This is a genomic window from Brevundimonas sp. (assembly GCF_032017145.1).
Taxonomy (GTDB): Bacteria; Pseudomonadota; Alphaproteobacteria; order Caulobacterales; family Caulobacteraceae; genus Brevundimonas.
Genome location: NZ_DALZQC010000023.1, coordinates 20,601 through 35,697, shown reverse-complemented (window position 1 = coordinate 35,697; position 15,097 = coordinate 20,601). Strand labels below are relative to the sequence as shown.

16 protein-coding genes are annotated in these 15,097 nt (G+C 67.5%); 6 read left to right on the top strand and 10 right to left on the bottom strand.

The features are described from left to right. Positions 1-124 precede the first annotated feature (124 nt). The 3 genes from RTU05_RS06215 to ychF all read left to right on the top strand — a co-directional run bounded on the left by RTU05_RS06215 (position 125) and on the right by ychF (position 3,176). A complete protein-coding gene (locus tag RTU05_RS06215; protein ID WP_312596618.1) occupies positions 125-1,501 on the top strand; it encodes a PepSY domain-containing protein in 1,377 nt (458 codons plus the stop codon). A gap of 12 nt (positions 1,502-1,513) precedes the next feature. Then, a complete protein-coding gene (locus RTU05_RS06210; protein WP_312596616.1) occupies positions 1,514-2,008 on the top strand; it encodes a copper chaperone PCu(A)C in 495 nt (164 codons plus the stop codon). Between the two features lie 73 nt (positions 2,009-2,081). Further along, positions 2,082-3,176: a redox-regulated ATPase YchF gene (ychF, locus tag RTU05_RS06205; protein ID WP_312596614.1), complete on the top strand. Its 1,095-nt coding sequence runs from the start codon at positions 2,082-2,084 to the stop codon at positions 3,174-3,176. Here the strand turns inward: ychF and RTU05_RS06200 are convergent. Further along, positions 3,169-3,708, bottom strand: coding sequence for a hypothetical protein (locus RTU05_RS06200; RefSeq protein ID WP_312596611.1), 540 nt, complete (start codon positions 3,706-3,708; stop codon positions 3,169-3,171). The genes ychF and RTU05_RS06200 overlap by 8 nt on opposite strands. Positions 3,709-3,819: 111 nt before the next feature. Here RTU05_RS06200 and RTU05_RS06195 point away from each other — a divergent pair, with 111 nt between their 5' ends. Continuing rightward, positions 3,820-6,030 carry a TonB-dependent hemoglobin/transferrin/lactoferrin family receptor gene (locus tag RTU05_RS06195; RefSeq protein WP_312596610.1) on the top strand — a complete coding sequence of 737 codons (2,211 nt, stop codon included), beginning with the start codon at positions 3,820-3,822 and terminating at the stop codon, positions 6,028-6,030. Positions 6,031-6,066: 36 nt separating this feature from the next. Next, the gene (locus tag RTU05_RS06190; protein ID WP_312596608.1) at positions 6,067-7,041 is read left to right on the top strand and encodes a DUF6607 family protein; all 975 of its coding nucleotides are present in this window, start codon (positions 6,067-6,069) and stop codon (positions 7,039-7,041) included. A gap of 64 nt (positions 7,042-7,105) precedes the next feature. On the opposite strand, the gene RTU05_RS06185 is transcribed toward RTU05_RS06190, so the two are convergent. Further along, positions 7,106-8,539 (bottom strand): hypothetical protein, encoded by a 1,434-nt coding sequence (locus tag RTU05_RS06185; RefSeq protein ID WP_312596606.1) that lies wholly within the window; start codon positions 8,537-8,539, stop codon positions 7,106-7,108. A 74-nt stretch (positions 8,540-8,613) separates the two neighbouring features. After that, on the bottom strand, positions 8,614-9,582 hold the full coding sequence (locus tag RTU05_RS06180) for a WYL domain-containing protein (protein ID WP_312596604.1): 969 nt from the start codon (positions 9,580-9,582) through the stop codon (positions 8,614-8,616). Positions 9,583-9,695: 113 nt separating this feature from the next. Between RTU05_RS06180 and RTU05_RS06175 the strand changes: the two genes are divergently transcribed. After that, entirely contained in the window at positions 9,696-9,920 is a 225-nt protein-coding gene (locus tag RTU05_RS06175; RefSeq protein ID WP_312596602.1) for a hypothetical protein, read from the top strand. Positions 9,921-9,925: 5 nt separating this feature from the next. Here RTU05_RS06175 and RTU05_RS06170 read toward each other — a convergent pair whose 3' ends face one another. From RTU05_RS06170 to RTU05_RS06140, 7 genes are all read right to left on the bottom strand, one after another. Beyond that, a complete protein-coding gene (locus tag RTU05_RS06170) occupies positions 9,926-10,984 on the bottom strand; it encodes an acyltransferase (protein WP_312596600.1) in 1,059 nt (352 codons plus the stop codon). A gap of 90 nt (positions 10,985-11,074) precedes the next feature. After that, positions 11,075-11,509: a hypothetical protein gene (locus tag RTU05_RS06165; protein WP_312596598.1), complete on the bottom strand. Its 435-nt coding sequence runs from the start codon at positions 11,507-11,509 to the stop codon at positions 11,075-11,077. Next, on the bottom strand, positions 11,506-12,927 hold the full coding sequence (locus tag RTU05_RS06160) for an NAD(P)(+) transhydrogenase (Re/Si-specific) subunit beta (protein WP_312596596.1): 1,422 nt from the start codon (positions 12,925-12,927) through the stop codon (positions 11,506-11,508). Before RTU05_RS06160 ends, RTU05_RS06165 begins: the two co-directional genes overlap by 4 nt. Positions 12,928-12,940: 13 nt before the next feature. Further along, complete coding sequence (locus tag RTU05_RS06155) at positions 12,941-13,207, bottom strand: hypothetical protein (protein ID WP_312596594.1); 267 nt, start codon at positions 13,205-13,207, stop codon at positions 12,941-12,943. After that, positions 13,204-13,539 carry an NAD(P) transhydrogenase subunit alpha gene (locus RTU05_RS06150; protein WP_292046768.1) on the bottom strand — a complete coding sequence of 112 codons (336 nt, stop codon included), beginning with the start codon at positions 13,537-13,539 and terminating at the stop codon, positions 13,204-13,206. Before RTU05_RS06150 ends, RTU05_RS06155 begins: the two co-directional genes overlap by 4 nt. Beyond that, the gene (locus RTU05_RS06145) at positions 13,539-14,678 is read right to left on the bottom strand and encodes a Re/Si-specific NAD(P)(+) transhydrogenase subunit alpha (RefSeq protein ID WP_312596592.1); all 1,140 of its coding nucleotides are present in this window, start codon (positions 14,676-14,678) and stop codon (positions 13,539-13,541) included. The genes RTU05_RS06150 and RTU05_RS06145 overlap by 1 nt, the downstream gene beginning before the upstream one ends. A gap of 135 nt (positions 14,679-14,813) precedes the next feature. Then, the gene (locus tag RTU05_RS06140) at positions 14,814-15,086 is read right to left on the bottom strand and encodes an aa3-type cytochrome c oxidase subunit IV (protein ID WP_312596590.1); all 273 of its coding nucleotides are present in this window, start codon (positions 15,084-15,086) and stop codon (positions 14,814-14,816) included. Between the last annotated feature and the right edge of the window lie 11 nt (positions 15,087-15,097).

Sequence of the window (15,097 nt, the reverse complement as noted above, 5' to 3'; positions counted from 1 at the left end):
GCCGCCCGCCCGCGCGCCGCCACGCCCGCCGTCCACCGCGCCGCCTCACGCCTGAAATCCAGACTGCCAGCCCGCGCCGGTTCGAAGCCTGCGCGACGTGTTTGTTCTGAACTTCAGGATTCCCATGTCTTCCAAGACGACCGCAGCGCCACCGCCGCTGCGTTCCGCACAGCCGGACGATCTGTCCGGCGCCTATCGCGCGGTGTGGCGATGGCATTTCTACGCCGGTGTCTTCGTCATGCCGGTTCTGATGCTGCTGGCCCTGACCGGGGGCCTCTATCTGTTCAAGGACGAGATCGACGGCCTGGTCTATCGCGACATGATCCGCGTGCCCGCAGCCCAGAACCAGGTGGCGCCCGACACCTGGGCGGCCCATGCCTCGACGGCCGCCGGCGGCGGACGGGTCGCCAATCTGGTCCTGCCGGCTCGGGCAGACGAAGCCGTTCGTCTGCGTGTGGACCAACCGGATGGGGTGCAGAAGACGGTCTTCGTCGATCCCCATACCGGGCGCGCGACGGGCGTCATCCCGGCAGGCGGGGTCATGGAGCTGATCAAGAAGCTGCACAGCCTGACCCTGCTCGGTCGGCCGTTCAACATTCTGGTCGAGATCGTCGCCGGCTGGACCATCATCTTGTTCGCCACGGGTCTCTATCTATGGTGGCCGCGCCGCCGCGCCGTGGCGGTTCTGAAGCCCCAGACGACCGACAGCCGGCGTCGGCCCTTCTGGCGCGACCTGCACGCCCTGACAGGCGTCTACGTCGGCGGGGTCGTGCTGTTTCTGGCGGTCACGGGCATGCCGTGGTCGGCGGTCTGGGGCGAGCGCGTCATGGGCTGGGTCAAGGAGACCGGCTGGGGCCGCCCGCCCGCCCCGGTCGCCGGCGCCTGGCAGCGCGCCCAGCACCATGACACGCCGGTCGGCGCCGGCTGGACCATGGAGGGCATGGTGATGACGCACGATCACGCCGGTCACGGCGCCCTGGCGCAGGTGATGCACGCCGCCGACGCGGCGGGCCTGGCGCGCCCCTATGCGATCAACATTCCGGCGCGCGAGGGTACGGCCTATACGATCACCACCCAGGCGCGTCGTGTCGAGGACAGCCGGTCCCTCTATATCGACGGGGCGTCCGGGCGGGTGCTGGGCGACATCGGCTATGATCAGTTCGGGGCCGGCGCCAAGGCCATCGAACTGGGCATCTACACCCACCAGGGCACGCAGTTCGGCCAGGCCAATCGCATCGTCATGCTGCTGGGGTGCATCGGCGTCTGGGTGCTGGCGATCAGCGGCCTGGTCATGTGGTGGAAGCGCCGCCCGCCCGACCTGTCACGTCGCCGCCTGGGCGCCCCGCCCGCCCCGCCCGGACCGCGAGTGCGCGCCGCCGTCCTGGGCATCGTTCTTCCCCTCGCCATCCTCTATCCCCTGACGGGACTGAGCCTGGTCGCGGCCGTATTGCTCGATCGAGCCGTACGACCGATGATCCGGCGCCGTTCCGCCGCCTCCTGAAAGGCCCGACCCATGACCATCAAATCCGCCCTCGCCGCCGCGCCTGTCCTTCTTCTGGCGCTGAGCGCCTGCAATCCGTCGCAGCCGGCCAGGACGCCGGCCGATGCGGGCCAGGCCGCCGCCGTCGCCGCCGCCGACGCCTGGTGCCGTCCGTCGCCGAACGGGGCCAAGGCGGGCGGCTGCTATGTCACCCTGACGGCTGCGACCGACGACCGATTGACCGGCGGCTCCACTCCCCGGGCCGGAATGCTGCAGGTTCACGAGATGAAGACCGAGAACGGCGTGATGACCATGGGCGAAATGGCCCAGGGCCTGCCGCTGCCTGCGGGCGAAGCGGTCGCCCTGGCGCCGGGTGGAAACCACCTGATGCTGATGGAGTTGACCGCGCCGCTGGTCGCCGGCGAGACCGTGCCCCTGACCCTGAACTTCGCCGACGCCGCGCCTGTGACGGTTCAGGCCAAGGTGCGTCAGCCGGCGATGGCGGGCATGGACCACGGCGCCCATTGAGCCCTTTTGAAGCGCGAGCCTGACAAACCCGTTCGAACGGGTTAAAGGCTCGCGCCTTCTCCAAGGAATACCCATGGCCCTTAAAGTCGCGATCGTCGGCCTGCCCAATGTCGGCAAGTCCACCCTGTTCAACGCCCTGACCAAGACGGCGGCGGCCCAGGCGGCCAACTATCCGTTCTGCACCATCGAGCCGAACACCGGCGACGTCGCGGTGCCCGAGGCGCGTCTGAACGCCCTGGCCGAGATCGCGGGCTCCAAGGAGATCATTCCGGCCCGCATCACCTTCGTCGACGTCGCCGGCCTGGTGCGCGGCGCGTCCAAGGGCGAGGGCCTGGGCAACCAGTTCCTGGCCAACATCCGCGACTGCGACGCCGTGGCCTTCGTGGCCCGCTGCTTCGTCGATGACGACATCACCCACGTCGAGGACCGGATCGACCCGATCGCCGATCTGGAGATCATCGAGACCGAACTGATGCTGGCCGACATGGAAAGCCTGGAGCGCCGCCGTCCCCAGCTGGAGAAGCGCGCCAAGGGCGGCGACAAGGAATCGGCCCTGACGCTGAAGCTGGTCGATCTGGCCCTGGCCCAGTTGAACGCCGGCAAGCCCGCCCGCACCGCCGAAGTGTCCAAGGAGGACATCAAGGCCTGGCACATGCTGCAACTGCTGACGGCCCTTCCCGCCCTTTATGTCTCCAACGTCGAGGAGGGCTCGGCCGACAAGGGCAACGATTTGTCCGACAAGGTCGCGGCCCGCGCCGCCGCCGACAACGCCAACTCTGTCGTCATCTCGGCCCAGATCGAATCCGAGATCGCGGTGCTGGACGACGAGGAGCAGAAGGAGTTCCTGGAGACCCTGGGTCTGGAAGAACCCGGCCTGAATCGTCTGATCCGCGAAGCCTACAAGCTGCTGGGCCTGCAGACCTATTTCACCGTCGGCCCCAAGGAAGCCCGCGCCTGGACCATCAACGTCGGCGACACCGCGCCCCAGGCGGCAGGCGTGATCCACACCGACTTCGAAAAGGGTTTCATCCGCGCCGAAACCATCGCCTTCGACGACTTCGTGGCGCTGCGCGGCGAAGCCAAGGCGCGCGAAGCGGGCAAGCTGCGCGCGGAAGGCAAGTCCTATGTGGTCAAGGACGGCGACGTGATGAACTTCCTGTTCAACTAGGCGGCGCGGCGGGCGGAGTTTCGGCCCCGTCCTTCTTCATCATCTTTTCCAAGGGGTTGGCGGGGTCCGGTGCGCGCGGCGAGCCGGGGCAGCGCGCCAGCTTGGTCGTCAGCATGTCCCGATCCACATAGGTCAGGGTCAGGACATCGCCTGCCGTACCCATGTGGACGCGCTCGTGCACGGCCTTGCCTTGGGCCATGCAGGACAGGGCCGCGACATAGCCGGATCCCCGCTCGTCGATGCTGGCGATGTCGCAGTTGTGGCCATAGGCGTCGAACCGCATCGGGGTGATGGTGATCGGGCTGTTCGCCCCTTGTGGTCTGGCGCACCAGGCGGGATTGGCCGCCCACACCCCCACGAAACTGCGCGGTCCACGAGACGCCAAAGATGATGGTCCCGGCGCCTCGACCGGCTGCATGGCCTCGGGCGTGCGAAGCGGCGCGGCCGGTTCGTTGGGCGGATTGACCTGATCGTCGCCGCAAGCCGCCAGCAGGACCAAGGCGGCGAGCGCCGGAAACAGGGCCGTTTTCATGTCGCCACAACGCAACGGCGAAGGTTCCGGTTCAAACCCGCACACTCATTGCGGTTGATTCTAATAATCGTTCGCAGTAACACGCCCGCCAATCACACAGCGGGGCCATTGATGCGTACTCTCCTCCTTCTTTCCACCGCCGCGGCGGCCATCGGTTCGGCCCTGATCGTTCAACCTGTCCACGCCGAGGCGCCCGTCGAAGCCGCGCCCGCCGCAGAGGTCGATCCGGTCGTCGTTCTGGGCACACGGTCACGGCGTCTGGCGTCCAATGTTCCCGGCACGGTCAGCGTCATCGACGCGGAGCAGATCGAGACGATTCTGGCGACCGACATCAAGGACCTGATCCGGTTCGAGCCGGGCGTCAGCGTTCCGACTTCGCCCGCCCGATTCGGCCTGGCCCTGTCAGGCGCCGGTCGTGACGGCAACTCCGGCTTCACCATTCGCGGCATGGGCGGCGACCGGGTGCTGATCGTCAACGACGGGGTGCGTCTGCCTGCCGGCTTCTCCTTCGGCGCCCAGGCGGTCGGACGCGGCGGCTATAACGATCTGGACCTTATCAAGTCGGTCGAAATCCTGCGCGGCCCCGCTTCGGCCCTTTATGGTTCGGACGGCATCGCGGGCGCCGTGGCCTTCACCACCAAGGATCCGACCGACTTCCTGGTCGGCGACCAGACCTTCGGCGCCCGCGCCCGCGTGGCCTACAACTCCGCCGACGAAGGCTGGACCGAGGGACTGGCGCTGGCGGGCCGTTCGGGTTCGCTGTCCGGCCTGCTAGCCTATACCCGCCGCCATGCTCAGGAGACCGAGAACAAGGGCTCGGTCGGCGGCGTCGGCACGACCCGCACCCAGCCGAACCCCCAGGATTTCGGCTCCAACGCCTATCTGGGCAAGCTGGTGTGGGAAGTGAACCCCAACCACACCCTGCGCCTGACCTATGACCACCTCGATTCGGAAATGAACGGCGATGCGCTCAGCAGCCGGTCTTCGACCGTCCTGGCGGTTACCGCCCATGATGAGACCCAGCGTGATCGCGTCAGCGGGGATTGGCGCTTCCGGGACTTCGCCGGTCTCAGCGACGGTTCGGTCTCCGTCTATTGGCAGGATTCCACCACGCGGCAGTACACGTTCGAAGACCGCGCCACCCTGGCCGACCGGGTGCGCGACGTCACCTTCGACAACACCGTCTATGGACTGGCGGCTCAAGGTTCGCGCGTCTTCGGTCAGGGCGCTGCGGTGCAGCACCGCGTCACCGTCGGCGGCGACTGGTCGATGACGACGCAGGAAGGCGTTCGCGACGGCGTGGTCCCGCCGGTCGGCGAGACCTTCCCCATCCGCGCCTTCCCCAAGACCGAATATCAGTTGGCCGGTCTGTTCGTGCAGGACGAGATCGAACTGCTGAACGGCGCGCTCAGCATCATCCCGGCCGTCCGTTACGACTGGTACGATCTGTCGCCCAAGGTCGACGCTCAGTTCCCAGCCGCCGCCTCGGGCCAGAGCGACGACCACATCTCGCCCAAGCTGGGCGTCGTCTATTGGACGGGGCCGCATCTGGGCGTCTTCGCCAACTACGCCCTGGGCTTCCGCGCGCCCTCGCCGATGCAGGTGAACAACTTCTTCGAGAACCCGGTCTTCGGCTATCGCTCGATCCCGAACCCGAACCTGTCACCCGAGACCAGCGAAAGCTTCGAGGCCGGCTTCCGTCTGCGCGACATCGATGTGGCGGGCGGCAAGATGCGGCTGAACACCACCGCCTTCGCCACCCACTATGACGACTTCATCGATCAGGTTTCGGTCAGCGGGCGCGGCATCCCCGGCGTCGATCCGCGGGTCTATCAGTACGTCAACCTGACCGAGGTCGATATCCGGGGCCTGGAGGCGCGCGCCGACATCTATTGGGACAATGGCTTCAGCCTGATCGGCTCAGCCGCCTACGCCGAGGGCGAACAGACCACCGACGGGCGCCGCACCGAACTGGGCAGCGTCGATCCGGTGAAGGTGGTCGCGGGCCTGAGTTACGCCGCGCCGTCCGGCGTCTGGGGCGGTTCGGCCACCGTCACCTGGTCGGGCAAGAAGGATCAGGCCACCTATAATCTGTCGTGTGGGACGACCTGCTATCTGGGCGACAGCTTCACCCTGTTGGACCTGACCGCCTATTGGAACGTGACGGAACGGGCCACGCTGCGGGCCGGCGCGTTCAATGTCTTTGACGAGACCTATGGCTGGTGGAGCGACGTGCGCGGCCTGTCCGCCACCTCGACCGTCAAGGACGCCTACACCCAGCCCGGCCGCAACTTCGGCGTCTCTCTGACCCTGCGGCTGTAAGCGACCATGCCCCCTCGAACCTCAAGGAAACGCCCGATGCGCGCCATCCTGATCGCCGCCGCCCTGCTGACCGCGACCGCGCCGGCCGCCCTGGCCCAGCAGGCCGCAGCCCCAGTTGCGGCCGCGGCGCCCGCCAACGCCTTCGAACGGGATCGCCAGTCGATCCTGGCCCAGGCGGGCCAATACCGCGTCCACTTCGACATGCGCGAGAACGTCAGCTTCCGCGCCGACTACGACCCGCTGGAGGAAAAGCTGTCCGGCGGCAGCGAGATCGTGCGCGTCGTCTATGACAAGGGCGACAAGATCAGCCTGCAGCACATTCTGGTCATGGAGCACGGCGGCCAGACCATCGTGGTCAAACACTGGCGCCAGGACTGGGCCTATCAGCCCGAGACGGTCCTGACCTACGCCGGGCCGAACCAGTGGACGCTGACGCCGGTTCCGGCCGACCAGCGCGCCGGCGCCTGGTCCCAGACGGTGTGGCAGACCGACGATTCGCCCCGCTATGGCGGCGTCGGCCATTGGACCTATGACAACGGCCTGTCCGCCTGGACGTCGAACCCGACCTGGCGGCCCCTGGCGCGGCGCGACGCGGTCCGCAATCCGGTCTATGACCGCTATCTGGGCACGAACCGTCATATCCTGAAGCCGGACGGCTGGGTCCATATCCAGGACAATATGAAGATGTCGGGCAAGGCCGGCGGCGAACCCATCGCCATCGTCCAGGAAGACGTCATCAACACCTACGACCGCTCTACCAGCTATTCGCCCCAGCCCGGCGACGACTACTGGGCCAAGACGCAGGGCTACTGGGCCGCCGTGCGCGACGCCTGGGACGCCGCTGTCGCCGCCCACAATGGCGTCCATCTGGATGAGGTCGGGGACACCGGCTCGGTCACCGGCACGCCCCTGATGGACCTGGCGCAGTCGGTGGCGGACGGAAAGACCGCCGAGGCCGCCGCCATCGCCCAGGCGCGCACCCTGATCGAACAGGCCACGACACCCCGCTGACCCTTCCCCCAGCGCGGACGACTGAAGCGGCGGCCGGGCGACCGGCCGCCGTTCTTTTTTGCGTTCAAGTCAGGACGACCCGGCCGTTCTCCATGCGGAAGGCGACGTCCGTCCGCTGGAACAGCCGGGCGATGACGGCGGACGGATCGGCCGCGCCCTGATCCAGCAACCGCTCCACATCGCCTCGCAGCGACGGATCGCGCGACACCCGCGTCAGGCCGCTCAGCCATTCCTCGCGGCTCAAAACGCCGTCGGGCTGGCGCAACAGGGGCTTCAGGAAGTCGAACCAGTCGCCGCCCGTCCGCTGGCGCTGCGCCCCCTCCGCCGCCAGGGCGAAGACGGCGCCGCAGGCGTAATAGGCCCGGTGTTCGCCGCGCGCGCCCGCCTGCGCTACCGGGCGTTTGGCCAGGTCGGCGCAGTCGTCCACCTCGGACTGCAGTTCGGCGCGGTCGTCATAGGTGGCGTCCAGATGCTTCAGCGCCCGCACCGCCATCAGGTCCGCCCCGCCCTCGGTGATCCAGGCCTCGTCGGCGAACTGATAGCGGATGGTCTGGCCCAGCCAGAAATGCGCGCCCTCGTGACCGATGAACCAGCGCGACCGTTCGCGGATTTCCGACTGGGGCGTGGTCACGCCCCGCCCCTCGAACGACATCACGATCAGACCGGGCAGGACGCTGCCGCCCATACTGGTCATTCGCTCGGTCGGGCCGTTCCAGGCCGCCATGACGATGGGCGTATCCCCGCCGGCGCCGGGCGCCCCCAGCCGGTCGCGATAGTACTGGCCCACATGGGGGGCGAAGTCGCGGATCTCTTCCCCGATCCACGGCGGCAGGTTCGGGTCGATCACGGTGGACAGGCCCTGACCCGGCGTCACCGTGGCGTCGCCCAACAGGACATAGCTGCGCTCGTCCGTGGTGGTCAGGGCGTCCCGGCGACGGCCGTTGAACAGCACCGGCCCGTTGTCGTCGCGCCAGGTCACGCGCGCCGGGCCGCCGTCGACCTTTGTCCGGTTCAGGTCGTCCGGCACCGCCTCCGCCGCCTGGGGCGAGGCCAGGGCGAAGACGTCCATCTGCCGCGTCGGCAAAGCGACCGCCCCGTTGGAAAACAGCAGGGTCGGATACTCCGCCTCCAGGTCCACGGCCTTCGGTCGGACGCGGAAACGCAACTCGCGCGGCACAGGCCCGCCGTCGACGCTGCGGATGATGTCGTAGTGGCCGCGCCGCTCCATCACCACGCCCGGCGTCTCCACCGTCCACTGACGCGGGCGCCAGGGTTGGCGCGAATCCGTCTCCAGCGCCGAATCCATGAAGGCCCAGACCGGGGCGTCGCGCCCGAACCGATAGTCGACCATCAGCTGGTCGCCCTGGCGCGTCACCGTCACCTGAGCCCCGGCGTCGTCGAGCGCTGCGGGCCGCGAGATGGTCGGGCCGGCGGCGCAGGCTCCGCCGGTCAGGGCGACGGCGGCGAGCGCGGAGGCGGCGAAGGCGTGGACGCGCAAGGGCGATCTCCCGACAGTTGTGCGACGCAAAAAGCTTAGCCGCCGTCAACGCGCCGGGTCAGCTTACGGTTTCGTCAGGCTGACGTCCGATCCAGGGCGCGGCCCGCCGCCGCCAGTTCGGCGGCCATCACCGTCTTCAGCCGTTCGGGCGCCAGGATGGACGCCTGTTCGCCCCAGGTGAACAGGTGCCAGGCCAGTTCCCGCATCCCCGAGGCGCGAAACCGCACAATCACACCGCCGTCCGACTGATCCTCGAAGCTCTGGGTCGGGTGCCAGCGCCAGCCCCGGGCCTCGGCCGCCCCTTCGGGCGCGATGCGGATGACCACATCCTCGATCTCGTCCTGATAGATGCCGAACGACTGGCTGGCGAAGACCCCGAGGTCGAAATCGGCGGGCGGAACGGCCTGCCCGTCCTGCGGCGCGACATGGCTCATCCGGTCCAGGCGGAAGGTCTGGATGCGGCCGGTCTCGCGGTCGGCGGCGACCAGATAGTTGGCGCGCCCGAACATGACGCCGCAGGGCGCCACGCTGCGCCGACGCGGCTCGGCCCCCGGTCGGGAATAGGTGAAACCCAACGGCTGCTGGGCCAGAACCGCGCCCCGGATGGCGGTCAGCATCGCCTCGTCCGCCGAAGGGCGCGGCCCCGCCTGGACCGCGATGGTCTCCGCTCGCACCAGCGCCTCCAGATCCGGCGCCATTCGGTTCAGGGTGGTGGATCGCATCGCCGCCTTCAGCTTGCGCTCCAGCGCCTCCAGCGCCGCCGCACGGGCGGGCTCTCCCGCCGCACGCAAGGCCGACGCCGCCTTGGTCAGCTCCAGCATCTCGGTCGCCGTCGGCGCCTGTTCGAACGCCGACAGGCCGCCGCGAATGCGCCAGCGCTTGGTGGGCGGATCGGAGACCTCCTCGGCCTGGGGGAACAGCATCAGGACGGCGTCGCGCATCCGTTCGACGGTGCGGCGGCCGGTCCGCATGTCGCGGGCCATCTCGTCCAGCGTCAGCCCCTCGGCGCTGGCGGCCATGCGCCGCGCCAGTTCGATCACCATGGCCGCCTTGTCGTGTCTCACCGCGCCTGCCGAATACTGCGTCCGTTTCTGACGCAACAGTGGTGCAAAACATCATTATCGACAAGAGGCCCCCGCTTCCAGGAGATCGTCACATGGCCCGCTTTCAACCGACGTCCGCCGTCAACGCCAGCCGCTACATCATCGTGCCTTGCGAGGCGGAGGGGTCGTCCGACCTGGCGGTGATCTGGGACCGCCTGGAGAAGCAGGTGGTCGACGTCATCTCGGCCGCCGCCAGCCATCGCTACTCCGACGAGGACATGCTGTGGGACGAAGGCCGCGCCGCCGAGCCTGCCACGGAATGGCGGATGGCGGCCTGAGCCGATCAGGCCGTCCTGGGTTTGGTCCAGCGGTCGATCATCCGCTGGGCCGGCTGTTCCACCAGCCGATGCGCGACGACGGCGACCGCGACGATCAGGCCGAACATGGCGATGGCGAACAGGTCGTTCAGCCACACCGAGCCGAAATCGATCCGCCGCCCGTTCGGCAGCCAGTCCAGCTTTCGCCCGACGATCAGCATGACCGTCAGAATGAACATATGGACCATATAGATCGCGAAGGACCATCGCCCCAGCGTCACCAGCGCCGGCCGATCCAGCAGGCGTGACAGCGCCCCGTTCTCACCCGCGAACACCCAGACCAGCCCGACGAAGACCAGGGTGACGGCCACCGTGATCGGCCCCGTCGCCCAACCGATGAAGACACAGGCTGCGACGATGGCCGCGACCTCCAGCCCTGTGGCCGCCGCGCCCTTCAGGCGGGGAATACGGGTCCATACGCCCTGCAGCAGACAGCCCAGGAAGAAGCCATAGACGGCGCGCGGCACGGCGAAGTCGAACGTCGTGTTCATCCAGCGGCGGGCGTAGGCCAGGACCATCAGGCCGCCGATGACCGCCAGGACCAGGCCGATCCAGCGGAACCGCCTTGGCGCGATCAGCACCAGTCCGGCGAAGATCAGATAGCAGGCCCACTCCGCGCTCAGCGTCCAGGCCGGCCCGTTCCAGGTCAGATAGGGGTGGACGTGCCAGGCCTGGATCAGCGCCAGATTGGTGAAGATGGCCTCGACCGAGCGATCGCGCGTGAACGGCGCCGCCCCGTCGAAATGAAAGGCCAGCCGCGCCAGCTCCAACCCCACGAAGGCGCCCAGCATCAGCAGATGCAGCGGCCAGATGCGCCCGAACCGCCGCACCATGAACCGCCCCGCATCCCGCCCCGACTTCAATCGCTCGGCATAGGCATGGGCGATGACGAAGCCCGACAGCACGAAGAAATAGTCCACGAACAGATAGGCGTGCTGGATGAACCCCCAGTCCCGCCAGTGGCTGGCCACCGGCATATGGAACATAACCACCAGGATGGCGCAAACCCCGCGCAGGGAGTCCAAGGCTTCAAATCGCTGATGTCCGGCCGTCTTCACGAGCGCGTGATATCGGGTCTGAAAGCGTTGCGATAGGGGGCTTGAACGGCGGGACTGCTACGTTCCGGGTGCCCCTCGGGCGACCGACGCTTCACGCCATCTCCCGTCGCGATACTGGATACGTAGTCCGCCGGACCAGGGGACCTTCGACATCAGGTTGGTCGTCAAACCCATGCCCAAAATCTCATAGGATGCGTCGGCGCTCAAAGGCGTCGGCGGCGTCTCGACCATAAATCCACGTGGCGTCTCGCCATACACGATGTGTCCAACCATCGCGCATCGCACGCCGACGGCGCGCAAGGTCCACAGGGAACGCCCGGGCGCGGCGACATCGCGGACGTCCAGGTAATCGACGCAGGCCTCGCGGCCGTCATCGAATCGCACCACGGGTCGTTCCAATCCGCCGGAAATCGTCAGCTTCATCATCGCGGAACAGGCGGCGACGGCGAAAACGGCCGCAAAAACCACGAGCTTGGGAAGCGAAGCCTTCACAGCCCCTTCACGATTCCTTCGACCATCTTCTTGGCGTCGGCGAACAGCATCATGGTGTTGTCGCGGAAGAACAACTCGTTCTCGACGCCCGCATAGCCCGCCGCCATGCCACGCTTGATGAACAGCACGGTTCCGGCCTTTTCCACGTCCAGGATCGGCATGCCGTAGATGGCGCTGGTCGGGTCGGTCTTGGCCGCCGGGTTGGTCACGTCGTTGGCGCCGATGACGAAGGCGACGTCGGCGGTGGCGAACTCGGCGTTGATGTCTTCCAGTTCGAACACCTCGTCATAGGGGACGTTGGCTTCGGCCAGCAGCACGTTCATGTGGCCCGGCATCCGGCCCGCGACGGGGTGGATGGCGTATTTCACCTCGACCCCCTCCTCCTTCAGCTTGTCGGCCATTTCACGCAAAGCGTGCTGGGCCTGAGCCACCGCCATGCCGTAGCCGGGCACGATGATGACCTTGGAGGCGTTCTTCATGATGAAGGCCGCGTCCTCGGCCGAGCCCTGTTTGACCGGGCGCGTCTCCTTGGCCCCGCCGGGCCCGGCCGCCGCATCGCCGCCGCCGAACCCGCCCAGGATGACCGAGACGAAGCTGCGGTTCATGCCCTTGCACATGATGTAGGACAGGATCGCGCCGGACGACCCGACCAGGGCGCCGGTGATGATCAGGGCGATGTTCTCCAGCGTAAAGCCCAGGGCCGCCGCCGCCCAGCCGGAGTATGAGTTCAGCATCGACACCACGACCGGCATATCGGCGCCGCCGATGGGGATGATCAGGGTCGCGCCCAGGATCAGGGCGATCAGGAAGACGCCCCAGAAGGCCCATGTCGCCGCGCCAGCCGTGCCGATCAGAATGCCGATCAGGAAGACCAGACCCAGCGCAAGGCCGACGTTGATCAGATGCCGCGCCGGCAGGATGATCGGCGCCCCGCTCATATTGCCGTTCAGCTTGGCGAAGGCGATCACAGAGCCGGTGAAGGTGATGGCGCCGATGGCCACGCCCAGGCTCAGTTCGACAATCGACAGGGTCTTGATGCCCGCACCGTCCGCCGACAGAATTCCAAACGCCTCGGGCGCATAGATGGCGCCGATGGCGACCAGACAGGCGGCCATGCCGACCAGACTGTGGAAGGCGGCGACCAGTTGCGGCATGTCGGTCATGGCGACCCGCTTGGCGATCAACGCGCCCGCCCCGCCGCCGACGATGACGCCGCCCGCGATCAAGGCCAGGGTCACCGTGTCCAGCGCCCCTGTCGTGCCCAGCGTCAGCAGAGTCACGCCGATGGCCAGGGCCATGCCGATCATGCCGAATGTGTTGCCCTGACGGCTGGTCTCGGGGCTGGACAGGCCCCGCAGCGACAGGATGAACAGAACCCCGGAAACCAGATAGGCCAATGCGGCCAAAGATGCGTTCATCACGCCCCTCCCCCTAAGACGTGCGCGCCAGCCGCCACAGGGCGGCGGCGATGAACAATGGGCCGATGAAGAACATGGCCCATTCGAAGACGCCCAGCGGCCGATCCTGCGTCACCACGCGGACCAGGATGGCCGAAAAGACCAGGGCGATGCCGCAGTCGTGCAGCCGTTGACGCTTGATCGGAACCTTGGTCCCGAACCATCCATACAGCCACAGGCCGAAACCGATGCCGGTGCCGACCCAAGAGCCGACGATGGCGATCTGTGCGGCTTCCGTCACGTCGTGACCTTGGGAGCGGGCCGCTCCTTCTTCTTGTACATGGCCAGCATGCGGCGCGTGACCATGAAGCCGCCGAAGATGTTGACGCTGGCCAGGGTCACGGCGACCACGCCCGCCCCCTTGGCGATCCAGGCGCTGGGGCCTGACACATCGCCTGACACGGCCGCTGCGGCGATTAGACCGCCGACGATGATGACGCTGGAAATCGCATTGGTCACGGCCATCAACGGCGTGTGCAGCGCAGGCGTCACCGACCAGACGACATAGTAGCCGACGAAGATCGCCAGCACGAAGATGGCCAGGCGGAAGACGGTGGGATCGACGTGTTCCATCAGTTTGCTCCCTTGATAACTTCATGCACCACGGCCCCGCCGTGGGTGACGACTGCGGCCTTGAGGATTTCATCCTCCATATCCACGCTCAACACCCCGTCCTTGAGCAACAGTCCCACGAAGGCGGTCAGGTTGCGGGCGTAGAGGGCGCTGGCGTCGGCGGCGATGCGGCCTGGCAGGTTGGCCCAGCCGACGATGCTGACGCCGTTCGGGGTGACGACCACCTCGTTCAGTTTCGAGCCTTCGACATTGCCCCCCGCCTCGACCGCCAGATCGACGATGACCGAGCCGGGCTTCATCGAGGCGACGTGTTCGGCGGTCAGCAGGATCGGCGCGGCGCGGCCGGGGATCAGGGCCGTGGTGATGACCACGTCCTGTTTGACGATGTGGCTGGCGGTCAGTTCCGCCTGCAGCGCGCGGTATTCCGCCGACATCTCCTTGGCGTAACCGCCCGCCGTCTGGGCGTTCTTGAATTCCTCGTCCTCGACGGCCAGGAATTTGGCGCCCAGGCTTTCGACCTGTTCCTTGGTGGCGGGGCGCACGTCGGTGGCGGTCACGACGGCGCCCAGGCGACGCGCAGTGGCGATGGCCTGAAGCCCGGCGACGCCCACGCCCATGATGAAGCATTTGGCGGCGGCGACGGTGCCGGCCGCCGTCATCATCATCGGAAAGCCCTTGCCATAGGCGTAGGCCGCCTCGATCACCGCGCGATATCCGGCCAGGTTCGCCTGCGACGACAGCGCGTCCATAACCTGGGCGCGGGTGATGCGGGGCACGAACTCCATAGCGAAGGCGGTGGCCTCAGCGCCGCGCAGGGCCTCGACCGTGGCCTTGTCGCGATAGGCGTCCAGCATGGCGATCACGACGGCGCCAGGCTTCAGCGCGCTGGTCTCCTGGGCCGTGGGGCCGCGGACCTTCAGCACAATGTCGGCGGCGTCCAGCACCGCGCGTGTGTCCGGCTTCACTACCGCGCCGGCGGCGGCGTAGTCCGCATCGGCGATGGAAGAACCCAGGCCCGTTCCGGCCTCGACCGTGACGGTCGCGCCCAGGGCGATCAGCTTCTTGACCGTCTCGGGCGTGACGGCGCAGCGCGTCTCGCCTTCACGACGTTCACGGGTGACGGCGATAGCGACGGCCAAGCGAATCCCCTCGTTCTTGTGGTTGAACGAAGGTTAGGCCGTTCCGGCGCAGGCCGTCAAAGCACGGTTATGCCAAAGCTTGCAGCGACCCTGAGATTTCCGTCCACGGAAGGCGCGAACGGCGCACGCCGTAAATCAGTGCGCGGCGCCGGGCTTGGAGCGCAAGGCCACGAAACCCACGCCGCCCAGGACGACAGCGCCGATAAGCGCGACCATGAAGCTGCCGCCCGGATGGAACCACAGCGTCAGGAAGACCAGCAGAACCGCGATAGCCAGGCTGCCCCATTTGGCCAGGGTCAGAAACAGGCGGTAGGTCGAGATCTGCTCGCGCACCTCCATATGGCCGCGCATATAGCTCTGCGCGTCGGCGTCCGCAGGACCTGTGGCGGTGTGGTCGTGGTCGGCCATGGCGTTCTTCC